Raw genomic sequence first — 17806 nt, forward strand, 5'->3', positions numbered from 1 at the left:
ATAATAGACAGGTGCTTCACATTCACATACTCATGGAGGTTTACCCATATGCGCAAGTTTGAATTTTATAACCCTACCAAGCTTATTTTCGGACAGGGGACATTGCAGGCACTCCGTACCGAGGTGCCGAAATACGGTAAGAACGTACTGCTGATGTACGGCGGCGGAAGTATTAAACGCAGCGGCCTGTACGATAACGTCATTGCCGAGCTGGCTGCGGTTGGTGCCGTAGTAACCGAGCTTGCGGGAGTGGAGCCGAATCCGCGTCTCTCAACGGTACATAAGGGTGTAGCGTTGTGCCGTGAGCATCACATTGACCTGATTCTTGCCGTCGGCGGCGGCAGCGTGCTGGATTGTGCCAAGGCTGTGGCGGTCGGAGCGAAATATGAAGGGGATATGTGGGACTTCGTAGAACGCAAGGCAGCTCCTCAAGGAGCGCTTCCGCTGGGAACCGTGCTGACGATGGCAGCTACCGGCTCGGAAATGAACAACGGCTCGGTGATCACCAACGAAGTGACCCAGGAGAAAATGGGCTGGGGCAGCATCCATGCCTATCCGGCCTTCTCGATCCTTGACCCGGAGAACACCTTCACCCTGCCGCGCGACCAGACGGTGTACGGTATGGTGGACATCATGTCCCATACGCTGGAGCATTATTTCCATACAGACAGCAATACGCCTTTGCAGGACGGCTTCCTGGAGAGTCTGCTTCGCACCGTGATTGAGACGGCTCCTAAGCTGATTGAGGATCTGAACAATTACGAGCTGCGCGAGACCATTATGTACTGCGGGACGATGGCGCTGAACGGAATGGTCAGCATGGGCTTTGCCGGTGACTGGGCTACGCACAACATTGAGCATGCCGTATCCGCTGTGTACGATATTCCCCACGGCGGTGGCCTGGCGATTCTCTTCCCGCAGTGGATGAGATATAACCTCAGCACGAATCCTGCCCGCTTCCGCCAGCTGGCAGTGAACGTGTTCGGTATCGACCCTTCAGGCAAGACCGATGAGCAGACCGGCCTCGAAGGCATTGAAGCGCTCCGCAGCTTCTGGGATTCCATTGGTGCTCCGAAGACGCTCGGTGATTACGATATCGACGACAGCGAAATTGGCAGTATGGCCGACAAGGCGGTCCGCTTCGGCCCGTTCGGCAACTTCCGCAAGCTGGAGCGTCAGGATGTTGTTGAAATTTATAAGATGGCTTTGTAAGTTAGCCTTCGATAGTACAGCCGCCTTCCATTTATGGGGGCGGCTTCTTTTATCTGTTAATTTTTCCGCTCCCGGCATACATTAATGAGAGCAATCTCCAACTTTGTGAAACCAAGGGCAGGTTTGTTGCGTTTAACCTAGTATGACAGTCCGGAAGTAATGACGGGAGGAGACTAACATGCAAACGCTGTATTTGGGCTGTTTGGTGCTGGGCATTCTTTTTGCTGTAGTCAGTGTAGTGGTAGGCGACCTGATTGGGAGTGCACTGGACGGGATTTTTGACATCGTATCCTTTGATTTCCTGAATCCTACCCTGTTGGCAGGAGGAATCACTGTATTTGGCGGAGCAGGCATGCTGCTTAATCGCTACAGCGGACTGGAAGATGGTGTGATTCTTGCCTTGTCCCTGCTGGTTGCGGCATTCATGGGCGTTGTTATGCATTTGGTTGTCGTGAAGCCCATGAGGAACAGCGAGATGTCGAACGGCTTCTCCATGAGTGAACTGCCGGGGAGAATCGGTGAGGTTACCGTCCCGGTCCCCGGCGTAGGCTACGGTGAGATTATGGTGAAGTTCGGTGCAGGCAACAGCCTGCATACGGCGGCCAGCTTCGAGCAGCGTGCACTGCCGGCTGGAATCAAGGTTGTTGTAGTTGAGGTACGTGAAGGTGTAGCGCTTGTGTCTGAATTCGAAGAGAGAAAAGGAGTGGACTTATGATGCTAGAAAATATTCCAGAATCCCTATTTATACCTGCGATAGTAATCGCTGTACTGCTTGTCCTCGGACTCGCCTTCTGGGCCCGTTACAAGACGGTTGGCCCGGATGAAGGCATGATCGTCACCGGTTCCTTCTTAGGCAACAATCATATATCGGATGACGGCTCCGGCCGCAAAATCAAAATCGTCCGCGGCGGCGGTGCGTTCATTCTCCCCGTCTTCCAGAAGGCGGAGTTCATGTCCCTGCTCTCCCATAAGCTCGATGTGACCACCCCGGAGGTCTATACGGAGCAAGGCGTGCCGGTCATTGCCGACGGGGTCGCCATCATCAAGGTAGGCAGCTCTACGGAAGATGTGGCAACGGCCGCCGAGCAGTTCATGGGCAAGCCGATTGAATCCCTGAAGAGTGAAGCGCAGGAAGTGCTGGAAGGACATCTGCGGGCGATCCTCGGTACGATGACCGTAGAAGAGGTCTACCGTAACCGCGACCGTTTCGCCCAGGAGGTTCAGGGCGTGGCCGCCCGTGACCTTAAGAAGATGGGACTCCAGATTGTCTCGTTCACCATCAAGGATGTACGCGATAAGCACGGATACCTGGAAGCGCTGGGTAAACCGCGGATTGCCGCAGTGAAGCGGGATGCGGAGATTGCCGAAGCGGAAGCTGTCCGCGATGCGCGGATTCAGAAGGCCAACGCCGAAGAACAGGGGCAGAAGGCAGAGCTGCTGCGTGATACCAACATTGCCGAAGCTTCGAAGGAGAACCAGCTCAAGGTCGCCGCGTTCAAGCGTGACCAGGATACTGCCAAGGCGGAAGCCGACCAGGCGTACCACATTCAGGAGGCGCGTGCCAAGCAGACTGTGGTGGAAGAGCAGATGAAGGTTGAGCTGGTCCGCAAGGAACGCGAAATCGATATCCAGGCTAAGGAAATTCAGGTACGAGAGAAGCAGTATGACGCCGAAGTGAAGAAGAAAGCGGAAGCAGACCGTTATGCAGTGGAGCAGGCGGCGGAAGCCGACAAGGCCAAGCGCATGCGTGAAGCAGACGCCCTGCAGTATAGCATCGAGAAGCAGGCACAGGCAACTTCCGAGCAGAAAAGGTTGGAAGGTCAGGCGGTTGCCGATGCTGAGCTGGCTAAGGGTAAAGCGGAAGCAGAGGTTATCCGCCTGCGGGGTCTTGCCGAAGCGGAAGCCAAACAGAAGCTGGCAGAAGCCTTCGAGAAATTCGGCGAAGCTGCCGTACTCGATATTATTGTCAAAATGCTGCCGGATCTGGCAGGACGGATCGCCGAGCCGCTGGCATCTATCGATAAGCTTACCGTTGTAGATACCGGTAACGGCGAAGGCGCCGCCCGGGTCAGCAATTATGTTACCCAACTGATGGCGACAGCCCCTGAGATGCTGAAGAGCGTCTCCGGCATTGACGTCGAGTCCCTGATCAAAGGATTGACTTCGGGCAAGTCGGGACAGAAGGATGCTGTCAGACACACAGCAGCACCCCTCTCCACTGTGGTAACCAGACCGGCCCCGTCTGCGCCGGTTACTCCCGCGCAACCGGCGGAACCTTCAGAACACCCTGAAGGATAAGAGCAAGTCACCAAGGTATGGCAGGCAGCAGTAACCGCCGGCCATACCTTTTTTATAATGAGCTGCGCAGCAGAGATTCCTTATCTTTGGCGCTGAAACGGAGGCACAGGCATGGAGCTTATACTGGATAATATACGCAAGAGCTTTGACGGCAGGGAGGTGCTGAAGGGGATCGACTTTACCTTTGAGCAGGGCAAAATATACGGCTTGCTAGGCCGCAACGGCGCGGGAAAGACCTCGTTGTTCAACTGCCTGAGCGGGGAGATCCAAATGGATAGCGGAGGGGCTTTTCTGCGCAGAAATGAGGTGAGTCTTCCGCTGCTTGAGGAGGAGATCGGCTACGTATTCTCCTTGCCGATTCTGCCTGACTTCCTGACCGGTTATGAGTTTGTGAAGTTCTACATGGACATCAATAAGGGGAAGATACAAGCGGAGCGGACCATCGAGGAGTATTTCGATATCATCCGTTTCGAGGAGGCGGACAGGCACCGTCTGATCAAGGGCTACTCCCACGGGATGAAGAACAAAATTCAGATGCTGTGCTTTATCATTTCCCGCCCCCCGCTGATCCTGCTCGATGAGCCTTTAACCTCGTTCGACGTGGTAGTGGCGCTGGAGATTAAGAAGCTGCTGCGGGAGATGAAGCGGGATCATATCATTATTTTCTCCACGCATATTCTGCAGCTGGCGGCCGATCTCTGCGATGAGCTGGTGATTCTGAATAACGGCACGCTGCGCGAGATTCCGGCGGAGACCCTGCACAGTCCGGAATTTGAAGAGCAGATTATTGCGCTGTTGAAGGATGAGGATCATGATTAGGACGCTGAAGGCGATTCTGGAAGTGCGTGGGATGTCGGGCGCCAACCGGCTGATGTTCTATATCCGTAAGCTCCCGGTGCTGGGCAAGCTGATCCCGGCCACGGTCTATTCGGAGACCACGCTGAAGCGGACCCTATCTGTTATCGTGCATATTTTGAAGGTCCTTATGGCCTTTGTGACGAAGTTCGCTTATCTGGGCATAATGATCTTTCTTCCGGTGAAGCTGATAGGACAAGATATATCCTTAACCCTGCCAGTGCAATACCAGCTCTATTTGCAGATGCTGTTGTGTATTAGCTTCTTCACCGCCGGGGTTTCCAGCGCGGTTATTCTGGAGCCGAAGCGGGATAAATACATATTCGTGAAGCTGATGAGGCTGCCGGCTGAGCGATATATGCGGACCACACTTACGCTGCGCGGGATCAGCTTTCTGGTTACTTATATTCCGGCGATGCTGGTCTTCGGGAGTCTTCTCGGTGCTCCGCTGTGGCATGGGGCGGTTCTTACACTGCTGCTGACGTTCTGGCGTACGGCTTGCGAGGCGCTGCATCTGCGGGTGTTTGACCGCTACGGCATTGTGATTGTCAAAAAAACAAGCTGGATCTGGACTGCCATCGGCGCTGGCTATCTGCTGGCCTATCTTCCGCTGCTCCCGGGGTTTGCGGTAGTAGAGAGCCGAATGCTGTTCAATCTGCCTGTGGTACTAAGCGTATTGGTGCTGGGGACCTTAAGCGCGGTCTATATCGCCCGTTATAAGGACTATACGAATGCCGTCGATGCCGTCACCAAAATCGATGATCCGCTGCTCGACATGGGCCGGATGATGAAAGAAGCAAGGGTGAAGGATGTGGCTACCCAAGATCAACACTACTCGGCAGAACAACTGAATCATGGCCAGTTCGAGGGGAAAAGCGGGTACGCCTACCTGAATGCAATCTTTTTCTCGCGTCACCGGCGGCTGATCACCAGTCCGATAGTGCGCAGGCTGGTGATCATTGGCTCGCTCTTTGTAGCAGCGTTGCTGACGATGCTGTTGTCCCAGAACGCTTTTACCAAGCTGACTCATTATCTGATCACCGCATTGCCGACCTTCCTGATCATCATGAACTATACCTCCATTGGCGAACGCCTCTGCAAGGCGATGTTCTACAACTGTGATCTCAGCCTGCTGCGCTACGGATTCTACCGTGAACAATCGGCGATTCTAAGCAACTTCCGCATCCGGCTGCTGCGTATCAGTATGCTTAATCTGATCCCGGCTGCCGCGATCTGCCTGGCGGTGAACCTGCTGCTGCTGCTGTCAACGGAGAGCTGGGGCGCGGGGGATGCTGTACTCTTTTGCGTGACGATTGTGGCGCTGTCCCTGTTCTTCTCGGTGCATCATCTGTTCATGTACTATATCTTTCAGCCCTATAGCACAGAGCTCAATGTGAAAAATCCGTTCTTCACGATTGTGAATAGTGTGGTGCTCGGGGTAGGATTCATCGCGATGCAGTTCAAGAGTGAGCCTGGTATGTTTGCCGTGATCGTAGCGCTCTCCGCTGTGGTGTATATGCTGGCTGCGCTGATTATGGTATACAGGTTCTCAGGCCGGACGTTTCGGGTCAAATGAAGAGAGACTGCGGGCGGCTTGCGGCACACTTCTAATTTGAGATTCTTGATGTTATGATAGGAGCTTAAGGCAACGAATCACACACGAGTGAACCATGTATCGTGCTGCTGGAATAGATCAGGATTCAGAAGTAAAAGAGGTGTCGCAAGTGAGCAGCATTACCGTGGGCAAGGTGCTTAATAATAACGTGATCATTGCCGAGCATCCCCAGTATGCCGAGGTTGTGGTGATCGGCAAGGGGATCGGCTTCAACCGCAAAACGCGGGACCGGATCAACCTGTCCTCCGTAGAGAAAATGTTTATCCTGCGAAGCCAGGAGGAGCAGGAGCAATACAAGCAGCTGGTACCGCAGGTAGACGAGAAGCTGATTGAGGTGGTCCAGGAGATTGTGCTGCATATTATGCAGAGCAGCCGCCAGACGCTGAATGAGCATATCCATATTGCTCTTACCGACCATATTTCCTTCGCGATCCGCAGAAGCGAGCAGCATATGGCTATTCATAATCCGTTTCTGTACGAGACCCGGGAGATTTATCCGGACGAATACAGTCTGGCGGAATATGCGGTGGAGCGGATCAATGAGGCGATGAAGGTGACGCTGCCGCCGGATGAGATCGGCTTCGTGGCTCTGCATATTGTCAGTGCGCTTAGCAACCGCCATATCTCCGAGGTGAAGCAGCATTCCCAGCTGATCGGGGATATGGTGGGGCTGGTGGAGGATAACCTGGAATACCGCATTCCGCGGGATTCGCTGGATTATTCAAGGCTGGTGACCCATTTGCGGTTCGTTCTGGAACGTCTGCGCCGGGGAGAGACTGTGCGCGAGACCTCGTCCCTGGATGGACTCATGAAGCGGGAGTACCCCGAGATGTACATGCTTGCCTGGAAGCTCACGAAGGTGATTGAGCAGCGGGTGCGCATTCCGGTATATCCGGCCGAGGTCAGCTATCTGACGATTCATCTGCAGCGTATCGCCCAGAAGAAGGAAGATGAGGCTGAGCTGGAGCCGCCGGAGATCCTTTAGCGATTTTAGGGGTTGCAACTTCAAATCAATGATGCTACAATGATCCCTGTTATGAAACAGAAGCAGAATACAAACGTGTAACTGATACGATCAGGCATGAGTGATTTACAGTATTATGGTTGTCCAGCCCCATCTCGGGGTACTCTAACGTTAGCGTTAGCCGGGCAATCTGCGTACTGTATTGCTCATGCCTTTTTTGGCTTCTGTTGACAGAAACTAAGGATTAGGAAGTGACCCGAATGTTTAAAAAATTATTTGGCGTTCTGCAGAGAGTCGGTAAGGCGCTTATGCTGCCGGTTGCCATTCTGCCTGCGGCGGGCCTGCTGCTTGGAATCGGGAATATGCTGGTTAACCCGGACTTCCTGCAATATGTCCCTGCATTGGAGAACCATACTGTTCAGGCGATAGCCACCGTACTTATGAACTCCGGGCAAATCGTATTTGATAACCTCTCTCTGCTCTTTGCAGTCGGCGTAGCCATCGGGCTGGCCGGAGGAGAAGGTGTAGCCGGGCTTGCAGCGATTATCGGCTTCCTGGTAATGAACGTAACCATGGGTACGGTAGTAGGTGTTAATGCTTATGTGCTGACCTGGAAGGATTTCTCGTATTCCAGCGTGCTGGGGATACCTACCTTGCAGACTGGGGTGTTCGGTGGTATCCTGGTCGGGATACTGGCTGCGTCGATGTACAAAAGGTTCTTCCGTATAGAATTGCCGTCGTACTTAGGCTTCTTCGCGGGTAAACGGTTCGTACCGATTATGACGGCAGTGACCTCTCTGATCCTTGGTCTTGCGCTCACGATTGTGTGGCCGCCGATCCAGCACGGTCTGAACTATGTGTCACAGAGTATGATTAATACCAACCTGACGCTGTCGGCCTTTATCTTCGGGGTCATCGAGCGTTCTCTGATTCCGTTCGGCCTGCACCATATCTTCTATTCACCGTTCTGGTATGAATTCGGAAGCTATATTGACAAGGCAGGCGATCTGGTCCGCGGTGACCAGCGGATCTTCATGCAGCAGCTTCGTGACGGCGTAGAGTTCACAGCGGGTACATTTACAACCGGTAAATATCCGTTCATGATGTTCGGCCTTCCGGCAGCGGCTCTTGCAATCTACCATGAGTCGAAGCCTGAGAACAGACGGATTGTCGGAAGCTTGATGATCTCAGCTGCGCTGACCTCGTTCCTGACGGGGATCACCGAGCCGCTGGAATTCTCCTTCCTGTTCGTGGCTCCGCTGCTGTTCGCCGTCCATGCTGTATTCGCAGGACTCTCCTTCATGACCATGCATCTCTTGAATGTCAAAATCGGTATGACCTTCTCCGGCGGGTTCATCGACTATGTGCTGTTCGGCGTCATTCCGAACCGTACCGCCTGGTGGCTGGTTATCCCGGTAGGTCTGGTATTGGCCGTAATTTATTACTTCGGGTTCCGCTTCGTCATCCGTAAGTTCAACCTGAAGACGCCTGGCCGTGAGGATGCCTCCGAGGATGAGGATGAAGCAAGCTTGGAGAGTGTGTCCAAGACTGGCGACGATCTTCCGCGCAATATTCTGTCCGCCCTGGGCGGCAAAGAGAACATCACCCATCTGGATGCTTGCATCACGCGTCTGCGGGTTGAAGTGAAGGACAAAGCAGGCGTAGACAAGAACCGTCTGAAGAAGCTTGGTGCTTCTGGTGTTCTTGAAGTGGGTAACAACGTACAAGCGATCTTCGGCACACGTTCGGACACGATCAAGTCACAGATTCAGGATGTCATGAACGGAAGAACACCGGCTGCAGCCCCTGCGGCTCCGAAGCCGGAGCTTGAACAACAGGCCGGCGAGCAGGGTGATGCTATTATCCCTGAGGATATCGTATCCCCGGTAAACGGCGAGCTGATGGATATTACAGAGGTTCCCGATGCGGTCTTCTCCCAGAAAATGACCGGTGACGGCTTCGCCTTCCTCTCAGAGGACGGTAAGATTGCTTCGCCGGTATACGGCAAGGTATTCAACGTGTTCCCAAGTAAGCATGCCATTGGCATCATGTCAGACGGCGGCAAGGAAGTCCTTGTGCATATCGGGGTCAACACCGTTAAGCTTAAGGGCCAGGGCTTCACGGTTCTGGTGGAGGAAGGCGATCTGGTAGCTGCCGGACAGCCGATTATGGAAGTGGATCTGGAGTATGTGAAGGCGAATGCACCTTCTGTCATCTCTCCAGTTATTTTCTCCAACCTGCCGGAAGGCTCCTCCGTGACCTTGAAAAAGCCGGGCAGAGTTGTCATCGGCGACAAGGATATCATCACCATTCAGTAAAATGTGCAATGGCGAAGCGCTTCCATTATAATGAAGGGGAGCGCAAGCCTTCACTATAATTCACCATCCCAAATTAACAGAAAGCGAGTTGGATTATATTATGCAAACAACTTTCAGAATTATTGACGAAGACGGAATTCACGCACGCCCGGCAACAGCGCTGGTAAATACAGCTACAAAATTCAAAGGCACTGAAGCTTTTGCAGAAGCTAAAGGCAAAAAAGTTACCCTTAAATCCATCCTGGGCGTTCTGTCCCTGGGCCTTGAAGCAGGAGATACCCTGACCCTTATTACTGAAGGCAGTGAAGAAGCAGAAGCACTGAACGCGCTGCAGGAGGTTATGGTTAAAGAAGGGCTGGGAGAAGTTCATGAATAAGATTTCAGGAATCGCGGCTTCCGCAGGTATTGCAGTAGCCCGTGCCTTTATCCTGGAACACCCGGACTATACCATTACCAAAACAGCGGTCACAGATGTGGACGCTGAGCTTGCGAAGCTGCAGGATGCCCTGGACAAATCCAGAGGCGAACTTCAGACCATCAAAGAGCGTACCTTGGCTGAGCTTGGCGAGAAGAAGGCGGAGATTTTCGAATCCCATCTGCTGATCCTTGATGACCCTGAGCTCATTACCCCTGTAATGGACAAAATCCGTGAGGAATCGGTAAATGCGGACTACGCGCTGAATGAAGTAGCTAATCAATTCGTGGAAATGTTCCAGAACATGAAGAGCGCATACCTGCAGGAACGTGCAGCGGATATGCGTGACGTAACCAAACGTGTGCTGAACCACCTGCTTGGCATTCACTATGTGAGCCCGGCTGAGATTAGTGAAGAGGTTATCGTTATTGCCCTGGATCTGACCCCATCGGATACAGCACAGCTGAACCGCAACTTCGTCAAAGGCTTCACCACCAACATTGGCGGACGGACTTCCCATTCGGCCATTATGGCCCGTTCTCTGGAGATTCCGGCGGTTGTGGGAACGAAGAATGTGATGTCGCTGGTTAAAGCAGGCGATCTGGTCATCGTGGATGGTCTGAGCGGCGATGTGCTGATCAACCCTTCGGAAGCTGAGGTTGCCGAGTATAGAGCGAAGCAGGAAGCTTACGATCTTCAGATTGCTGAATGGAAAAAGCTCCGCGACGAGCCGACGGTATCTGCCGACGGCAAGCATGTAGAGCTGGCAGCCAACATCGGGACTCCGAATGATGTGACTGGCGTTATTGAGAACGGCGGCGAAGGTGTAGGTCTGTACCGCACTGAGTTCCTCTATATGGGCCGCGATAAGCTGCCTTCCGAAGAGATCCAGTATAATGCTTACAAGACCGTGCTTGAGAATATGCAAGGCAAGCCGGTTGTAGTGCGTACGCTGGATATCGGCGGAGATAAGGAGCTGCCTTATCTGGAGCTGCCGAAGGAAATGAACCCGTTCCTCGGCTACCGTGCGATCCGCCTCTGTCTCGACCGTCAGGATATCTTCCGCACCCAGCTGCGTGCCTTGCTCAGAGCAAGTGCCCACGGCGACCTGCGTATTATGTTCCCGATGATCGCTACACTTGGTGAATTCCGTGCAGCCCGTGATTTGTTGCTGGAAGAGAAGGCCAAGCTGCGTGAAGAAGGCAAAGAAGTATCGGACAGCATCCAGCTGGGCATCATGGTAGAGATTCCTTCAACGGCAGTTCTGGCGGATCAGTTCGCCAAGGAAGTGGATTTCTTCAGTATCGGAACCAACGACCTTATCCAATATACAATGGCTGCGGACCGTATGAATGAACAGGTATCCTACCTGTATCAGCCATACAACCCGGCGATTCTGCGGCTGGTCAAAATCGTCATCGATGCTGCACACGCCGAAGGCAAATGGACCGGGATGTGCGGAGAAATGGCGGGGGATGCCACGGCTATTCCTCTCCTGCTCGGTCTTGGGCTCGATGAATTCAGCATGAGTGCCACCTCCATTCTGCCGGCACGCAGCCAGATCTCGAAGCTGTCTGCGGCCGACATGAAGGAAATGGCTGCCCAGGCCCTGCAGCTCGGCACAGCCGAGGAAGTAGCAGCACTGGTGCAATCGCGCGTGAATTAATTCTTTACTCAAGCATTGGTTATAACTCCAACTACTTTCCGGCCCCCTTTACAGGGGGCCTTTTTTTCGTGATGTGATTTGAATTTCAGCAAATCTGGAACCGCCCGCCCGGGCGTTATTTTATATAATGAGTCCATTACTTTCGGAGGGTGGAACCATTTTGCAGAGATTCGGTGCTTCACAGATTTATTTGTTCCATGTGTTTATGTTGTCGCTTGCGGCCAGTACGATATTTACAACCTACAGTATTTATTATGTAGTTGACCTTAAGCTGAATCCGCTTCAGCTGGTGCTGATTGGAACGGTGCTGGAGATAACGGTGCTTGTGTTCGAGGGGATTACCGGAGTGGTCGCTGATACCTATAGCCGCAAGCTGTCCGTCATCATTGCTGTGTTCGTTGTGGGGAGTGCTTTTGTCCTGGAAGGGAGCATTGTCTGGATCATGCACCCGGCTTCTCTGTTGCCTGCCTTCGGCTGGCTGCTGATCTCCCAGATGCTGTACGGGATCGGCTGGACCTTCCTGAGCGGAGCGGATACCGCATGGATCGTGGACGAGCTTGGTGAAGAGCAGACGGGAAGAATCTTCATGCGCTCCAAAATATTCGGCTTAAGCGCTTCCCTGCTGGGCATTGCGGTCAGCGTAGGATTATCCCATGTTGCGTCTAATCTTCCTTTTCTGGCGGGTGGAGTCATCTATTTCGTCCTGGGGTTCATCTTGATCCGGTACATGAAGGAGACGGGGTTCGTACGCCGGAAGCGTGAGCCGCACTCCTCCGCTATCCGTGAGATGGGCAAGACCTGGGTCAGCGGCGCCTCTATCCTGAGGCATCATCCGCTGCTCCTGCTGCTGACGGTTGTAACTTTATTTAGCGGTGCTGCGTCTGAAGGATATGACCGTCTGTGGCCAGTCTTTCTTATGAATGAGGTCGGGTTCCCGGAGACTGGTATCTCAATGGCGGCTGGCTTTGGGCTGATCAGTGCGGCGACTACTCTGCTGGGTGTGCTGGCTGTGTACATAGCCGGGAAAGTCATTAATTTGCATAAGGAACGTCAAGTAGCGGCCGCGTTGTTCCTTCTGACATCCGTCCGTGCCGGCTGCTTTATCATGGTGGCACTTGCGCCTAATTTCTACTGGGCTATCGGGGCAGTACTGCTCCTGGGGGTGGTCGGTTCGGTCAGCGACCCGATCTATACCACCTGGCTGAACACGAAGCTGCCATCCCGGAACCGGGCTACGCTCTTGTCGATGATCAGCCAGTCCGATGCCCTGGGCCAGAGCGCAGGCGGTCCGGTTGTAGGGTATATCGGCAGCCGGATCTCTATCAGAGCTTCGCTGCTGTCGGCGGGCTTCCTACTGGTACCTGTCATTGCGTTATACGGCAGGGTGCTGCGGAAGCGGTCCTGATGTTTTGGATTATTTTACAATTGTCAAGGAGCCGCTGGACAAGTATACTTTCGGTTAACTAGCACCTATAATTTAAATAGCTTAAATCCCCGGCTATCCATGCCGATATAGGATATATCCGGTGACACAATTCACCCTTAACCCAGACCTGTGAACATACTGTTACATATTATATAAAGAACCCTATGTAGCAATTCCGGCGTCATCCGCTTGCAGAGCTGTGCAAGTACAAAGTATTAGTTAAGGAGAATGTGGACATAGCTTGATAGTAATAGAATGATAGTTATCCGGAAGTATTACGGATGAGCGTAGGGATGGTGAATAACAATGAGCAGCAAATATATACAAGCAGAACAAGAAATCGATACCTATCAAGGCAATGACCTCGGGTTGACCTACACAGCGGAATATTGTGTATTCAAAGTCTGGGCGCCAACAGCCTTCACAGTGTCGCTCGTATTATATGCAACAGGCGGAAACGGGCTGACTCCGCAGACCGCTGATTTCAAGGACAGCGGCAAAATTCTCAGTATGGAGCGCGCTGAGGGCGGGGTGTGGACGATCCAGGTTCCCGGTAACCTCAAGGGAAAATATTATATGTACCGCGCCGTATTTGCCGACGGGTCGATTAATGAAGCGGCCGATCCTTATGCAGTAGCTGTGTCGGCCAATGGAACGCGGACAGCCATCGTGGATTTATCCGAGACAAACCCGGACGGCTGGGAGAACGATGCTTCTCCGGTGCTGCCGCATCCGGCAGATGCTGTAATCTATGAGCTGCATGTCCGTGATTTCTCATCAGACCCTGGCTCCTGTCTGACGTATAAGGGGAAATTCAAGGCCTTCACCGAGACCGGCCTGCGGGATGAGGCAGGTCATCTGCTGGGCATTGATCATCTGGCTGAGCTGGGCATCACGCATGTTCATCTGCTGCCGGTGTTCGACTACCAGACGGTAGATGAGCTGGGCAAGCCAGGGGAAGAGCCTGCGTCCTCCATCTTCACAGACTATAACTGGGGCTACGATCCCCAGCACTATAATGTGCCGGAAGGCTCCTATAGCACAGACCCGGCTAACCCCCTTAGCCGTATCCGGGAATTCAAGGAGCTAGTCCAGGCACTGCACAGCCGCGGTATCTCGGTGATTATGGATGTAGTCTACAATCATACCTATGGCTTCCAGAAGGGACCCTTCCAGCCGCTGGTGCCGGACTACTACTACCGTCATGATCAGAGCGGCCGGCTCTCTAACGGCTCAGGCGTCGGCAATGAGCTGGCTACAGAACGGCCGATGGTCCGCAAGTATATCAAGGATTCCCTGTCCTACTGGGCTAAGGAGTACCATATTGACGGGTTCCGTTTCGATCTGATGGGGCTGATGGACAGCGTGACCATGCGCGAGATTACCGAGGAGCTGCGGCTGGAGATTAATCCGGCGCTGCTGATCTATGGTGAGCCGTGGACAGGCGGCGACTCGCCGCTTGCCGCCAAGACGCTGAAGGGCGTGCAGCGCGGCAAAGGCTACGCTGTCTTCAACGACAACTTCCGCGCGGCCATCAAGGGAGACAGTGACGGCTGGGGCAAAGGCTTCGTGACCGGGGAATACGGCAAAGAAGGCGCGATCGCGTCCGGGGTGAGCGGGGCGATTCATGAATTCACCGATGCGCCCACAGAGACCGTGAACTATGTAACCGCACATGATAATCTCAACCTGTGGGACAAAATTCTGGCTACCCGGGGACTGCGCGGGGAAGCCGGACTGCCGGAGCTTGAAGGCGGCAAGCTGCGGGGCGGCGGGGATCTCAAGGCCGCAGTAGAGCAGGCGAATCCGTATGTGGGAGTAGATCCCGAGAATGTGCTGGATAATGAGACGGTACGCCGTTCGTTGCTGGCTAACGGAATCATTCTGACCTCGCAGGGAATTCCGTTCCTCCATGCCGGGGATGAGCTGCTCCGCAGCAAATACGGAGATCATAACAGCTACCGCAGCCCGGACTGCATCAATGCGATCCGCTGGGAGAACAAGAGCAAATTCATTGCAGTCTTTCAATATTACAAAGGTCTGATTGAGCTGCGCCGGACACATCCGGCCTTCCGCCTGCACGGGCGTCAGGAGATTGAACGCAGTCTGGAGTTCCTGCGCTGTGACAGCGGAGTCGTTGCTTACAGACTGAAGGATCACGCTGGCGGAGATACATGGAATAATATCGTGGTGATCTATAATGCCAATATGGAACCGGTCACCCAGTGCCTCCCGGAGACCTCCGGCTGCTGGAACATCGTAGTTGATCATACCCATGCCGGACCGGAGGCCTTCCGGCAGACGGATAACGGCAGTATAGAGGTCGCAGGACTGTCGATGATGGTACTCTATGATAAATACGGGGAGCCTGAGCCGAGATCGAAGATTGTAGAAGTTCATTATGACCGCCCGGACGGCGATTACCGGGGCTGGAATCTCTGGGTGTGGGGTACAGGCATTCAGGATGGGCAACGGGACTTCCAGCACATGGAGGAGGGGCATGCCGTAGCACGGATTGAAGTGCTGCCGGGGACCTCAAGGGTAGGCTACATCCTCCGGCTGAATGACTGGGAGGAGAAGGACGGCACCGCTGACCGCTTCATCGACTGCTCGGGCAGCGGGGAGCAGGTCATCAAGGTGACCGTCCGGGAGCGTAGTCCAGAGCATAGGACAGAGCTGGCTGATCCGCTGCACCAGACCAGCTGAAGTAGTATAAGAGCTGATTAGCTCCATCCCCTGGGGGAGGGGGCTAATCAGCTCTTTTTGGCTGTTTAAGAAATTATGATTTTCTTCTATTTATAGAGAAATCCTGCAAGAAATGCAACAAATTCTCTATACAAGCGGCTGGTGAGAGAAGGCATCAGCATCCTTCACCCGTAGGGGATGATTTTGTACATTAAAGTAGCCCTGCTATAGGGATTTAACATCTGCTGGTGCTAGTTCCGTTGATCACTGTACTTCTTATCCACATGCTCACTGTACAGGTTAGCCTCATTGCCGCCATGGTTCTTGGAGCGGTACATCGCAAGATCGGCGGCACGGAGCAGCTCATTGATGCTGCTGCCGTGCTGCGGGTACAGAGCCACGCCAATGCTGGCAGAGGTGTGGAAGCTGGAGCCCTGGTTGACGGACCAGGATTTGTTGAACAGCTGGAGCAGACGGTTCAGCAGCTCGTCCAGCATTTGCGGGCTGCTGAACCGGTGCAGCACCACGGCGAATTCATCCCCGCCGATCCGGAAGGCCTGGCCGGAGCCCTTCACAGTCTGCTGCAGCTCCCGGGAGAGCAGCTGCAGGAATTCATCTCCGGCCAGATGGCCGAGCGTATCATTCAACTGCTTGAACCGGTCGCAGTCCAGCAGCGCCACAGCGATTTCCTGCCGGCGGTCCTCGGGCTGGTTGATCAGGTTCTCCATGTACATTTTGAAATGGGCACGGTTGGGAATCGCCGTCAGATGATCATAGAAGGCCAGCTTGTGCAGCCGCTCCTCATATTGCTTGCGCTGGGTAATCTCACGCGAGACCAGCATGAACTGTGCCGGGAAATTACGGCTGCCCGCAATCGGGGTAACCTTGGTCTCCAGCCATACCCAATGACCTTCGGCCGAACGCATGCGCAGCTCGGATATTCTCGGTGAAGACTGCACCACGCTCTTGAGCTTGGCCCAGGAGATCTCGGCTTCACGGATATAGTTGGAGAGCGGTGCTCCTTTGCTTGGCACATAGCCCAGTGCAGCTGCATGGGAAGGCGAGGCATACAGGATCAGACCGTTCGGATCTGTCAGCACAATGAAGTCGGACATCGTCTCACCAATCAGCTGGTAGAGCGATTGCTCGTCCTGCATTTCGTTCTGCAGGGAGATCAGCCTGCGGCTGAGATAGATGATAACCAGAACAAGCAGGAACAGGAATACGGAGTAGACGGCGAACAGGGAGCTTTTGAGATTATTGAACTCTGTCATTACCTGGCTTGCATAGGTATCAATCTTGTCCTCTGCCTGATTCAGACCTTCACGTACTTCATTCAGCTCCGTATGTATGGCGAGGGAAGAATAGGAAGCAGGATTCCAGCTGCTCTGAACCCGCTGCGAGATCAGCTCACGGCCGTTATCTCTCCATGCGGTAAGCGTAGTTCCGAAGTGATCCAGCTCATTCCTCAGCTCGTCCAGCAGCAGCTCGCTCTGCTTCATTCCATTGAACGGGCTCTTCACCGCATCCAGATTGTAGCGGGCGGTATTGACACGCTGCAGCGCCTGGGCATTATTGTCCTCGAATTCCTGCGACAGTGTACTGCGCTGCGCACTGGTCAGCGTCCCGCCGACTGTGGTCTGAAGCGCTAGGGCTGCCTGATACAGATCGCGGTCGGCATTCAGAATGAGCTCGGAATTCTGGTAGACATCACTGTATAAGGAATCGGATAATTTGTTCATCGTATGATTCAGAATCAGCAGGGAGGCCACACTGATCCCAACCAGAAGAACGGTGATGGACGTGAATAATATAATCAGTCTGCGTGTACTTGTGTTTTCCGAAAAAACGGCCACTGTCATCCTCTCCCCGCACAGAACTTTTGCAAATCTCATGGGTGTAGCTTTGGTGCATGCGAAACTTATCCTTATGCGGAATATGGCTTCATGCAGGCATGTAAGAGAGTATACGTTAGCGAGTCCTAGAGAGCAGGGGAAGAAAGAGGCAATAGACAGAATAACTTCCGGTTAGATCGCGGTTTCTTTTCACCAGTATATAGGACATCCCTTAAGCAGAGCAATCGCTGAAAAAATAATAAGCCCCGTCAGCCTCCACTGCGGATGCACAGGCCGTAAAGCAGACCCTGGAGCCGGAGTGGAAACAGTGGAGACATATCCGTTACAGCCGATACCAAGAACTAGTATGTATACTTAACTACTATGTAAAGATATTCTGACCTTTGAGTCCTATTACCCACTTTTACTGCAAACGATACCCCTGTGGTATCAATTGTGCATTAAAAATATAACAGAAAAATCCGCCAGCCCAGGGATCTGAGACTGGCGGATGGAA

General features: G+C 53.5%; 12 protein-coding genes. 11 read left to right on the forward strand and 1 reads right to left on the reverse strand.

The window, feature by feature from the left end:
* Positions 1-48 precede the first annotated feature (48 nt).
* The 11 genes from MKX63_RS20975 to pulA all read left to right on the forward strand — a co-directional run bounded on the left by MKX63_RS20975 (position 49) and on the right by pulA (position 15475).
* Positions 49-1212, forward strand: a complete 1164-nt coding sequence (locus MKX63_RS20975; protein ID WP_341019782.1) for an iron-containing alcohol dehydrogenase — start codon at positions 49-51, stop codon at positions 1210-1212.
* A gap of 178 nt (positions 1213-1390) precedes the next feature.
* The gene (locus MKX63_RS20980) at positions 1391-1927 is read left to right on the forward strand and encodes a protease (RefSeq protein ID WP_341019783.1); all 537 of its coding nucleotides are present in this window, start codon (positions 1391-1393) and stop codon (positions 1925-1927) included.
* Positions 1927-3510, forward strand: coding sequence for a flotillin family protein (locus MKX63_RS20985; RefSeq protein WP_341023169.1), 1584 nt, complete (start codon positions 1927-1929; stop codon positions 3508-3510). Before MKX63_RS20980 ends, MKX63_RS20985 begins: the two co-directional genes overlap by 1 nt.
* A gap of 111 nt (positions 3511-3621) precedes the next feature.
* On the forward strand, positions 3622-4329 hold the full coding sequence (locus tag MKX63_RS20990; RefSeq protein WP_341019784.1) for an ABC transporter ATP-binding protein: 708 nt from the start codon (positions 3622-3624) through the stop codon (positions 4327-4329).
* Complete coding sequence (locus tag MKX63_RS20995; RefSeq protein ID WP_341019785.1) at positions 4322-5941, forward strand: hypothetical protein; 1620 nt, start codon at positions 4322-4324, stop codon at positions 5939-5941. The genes MKX63_RS20990 and MKX63_RS20995 overlap by 8 nt, the downstream gene beginning before the upstream one ends.
* A 148-nt stretch (positions 5942-6089) precedes the next feature.
* Positions 6090-6965 (forward strand): glucose PTS transporter transcription antiterminator GlcT, encoded by an 876-nt coding sequence (gene glcT, locus MKX63_RS21000; RefSeq protein WP_341019788.1) that lies wholly within the window; start codon positions 6090-6092, stop codon positions 6963-6965.
* Positions 6966-7204: 239 nt separating this feature from the next.
* Complete coding sequence (gene ptsG / locus MKX63_RS21005; RefSeq protein WP_341019789.1) at positions 7205-9262, forward strand: glucose-specific PTS transporter subunit IIBC; 2058 nt, start codon at positions 7205-7207, stop codon at positions 9260-9262.
* Between the two features lie 100 nt (positions 9263-9362).
* Positions 9363-9638 carry an HPr family phosphocarrier protein gene (locus tag MKX63_RS21010; protein ID WP_036696683.1) on the forward strand — a complete coding sequence of 92 codons (276 nt, stop codon included), beginning with the start codon at positions 9363-9365 and terminating at the stop codon, positions 9636-9638.
* Positions 9631-11343, forward strand: coding sequence for a phosphoenolpyruvate--protein phosphotransferase (gene ptsP / locus MKX63_RS21015; RefSeq protein ID WP_341019790.1), 1713 nt, complete (start codon positions 9631-9633; stop codon positions 11341-11343). Before MKX63_RS21010 ends, ptsP begins: the two co-directional genes overlap by 8 nt.
* A gap of 160 nt (positions 11344-11503) precedes the next feature.
* Positions 11504-12748, forward strand: a complete 1245-nt coding sequence (locus MKX63_RS21020) for an MFS transporter (protein WP_341019792.1) — start codon at positions 11504-11506, stop codon at positions 12746-12748.
* A 327-nt stretch (positions 12749-13075) separates the two neighbouring features.
* Entirely contained in the window at positions 13076-15475 is a 2400-nt protein-coding gene (pulA, locus tag MKX63_RS21025) for a type I pullulanase (RefSeq protein WP_341019793.1), read from the forward strand.
* 230 nt (positions 15476-15705) lie between these two features.
* Here the strand turns inward: pulA and MKX63_RS21030 are convergent, their stop codons facing one another.
* Entirely contained in the window at positions 15706-17310 is a 1605-nt protein-coding gene (locus MKX63_RS21030) for a sensor domain-containing diguanylate cyclase (RefSeq protein WP_341019795.1), read from the reverse strand.
* Positions 17311-17806: the final 496 nt, after the last annotated feature.

It is taken from the genome of Paenibacillus sp. FSL R7-0179 (genome assembly GCF_038002265.1).
In the GTDB taxonomy this organism is placed as follows: domain Bacteria; phylum Bacillota; class Bacilli; order Paenibacillales; family Paenibacillaceae; genus Paenibacillus_AQ.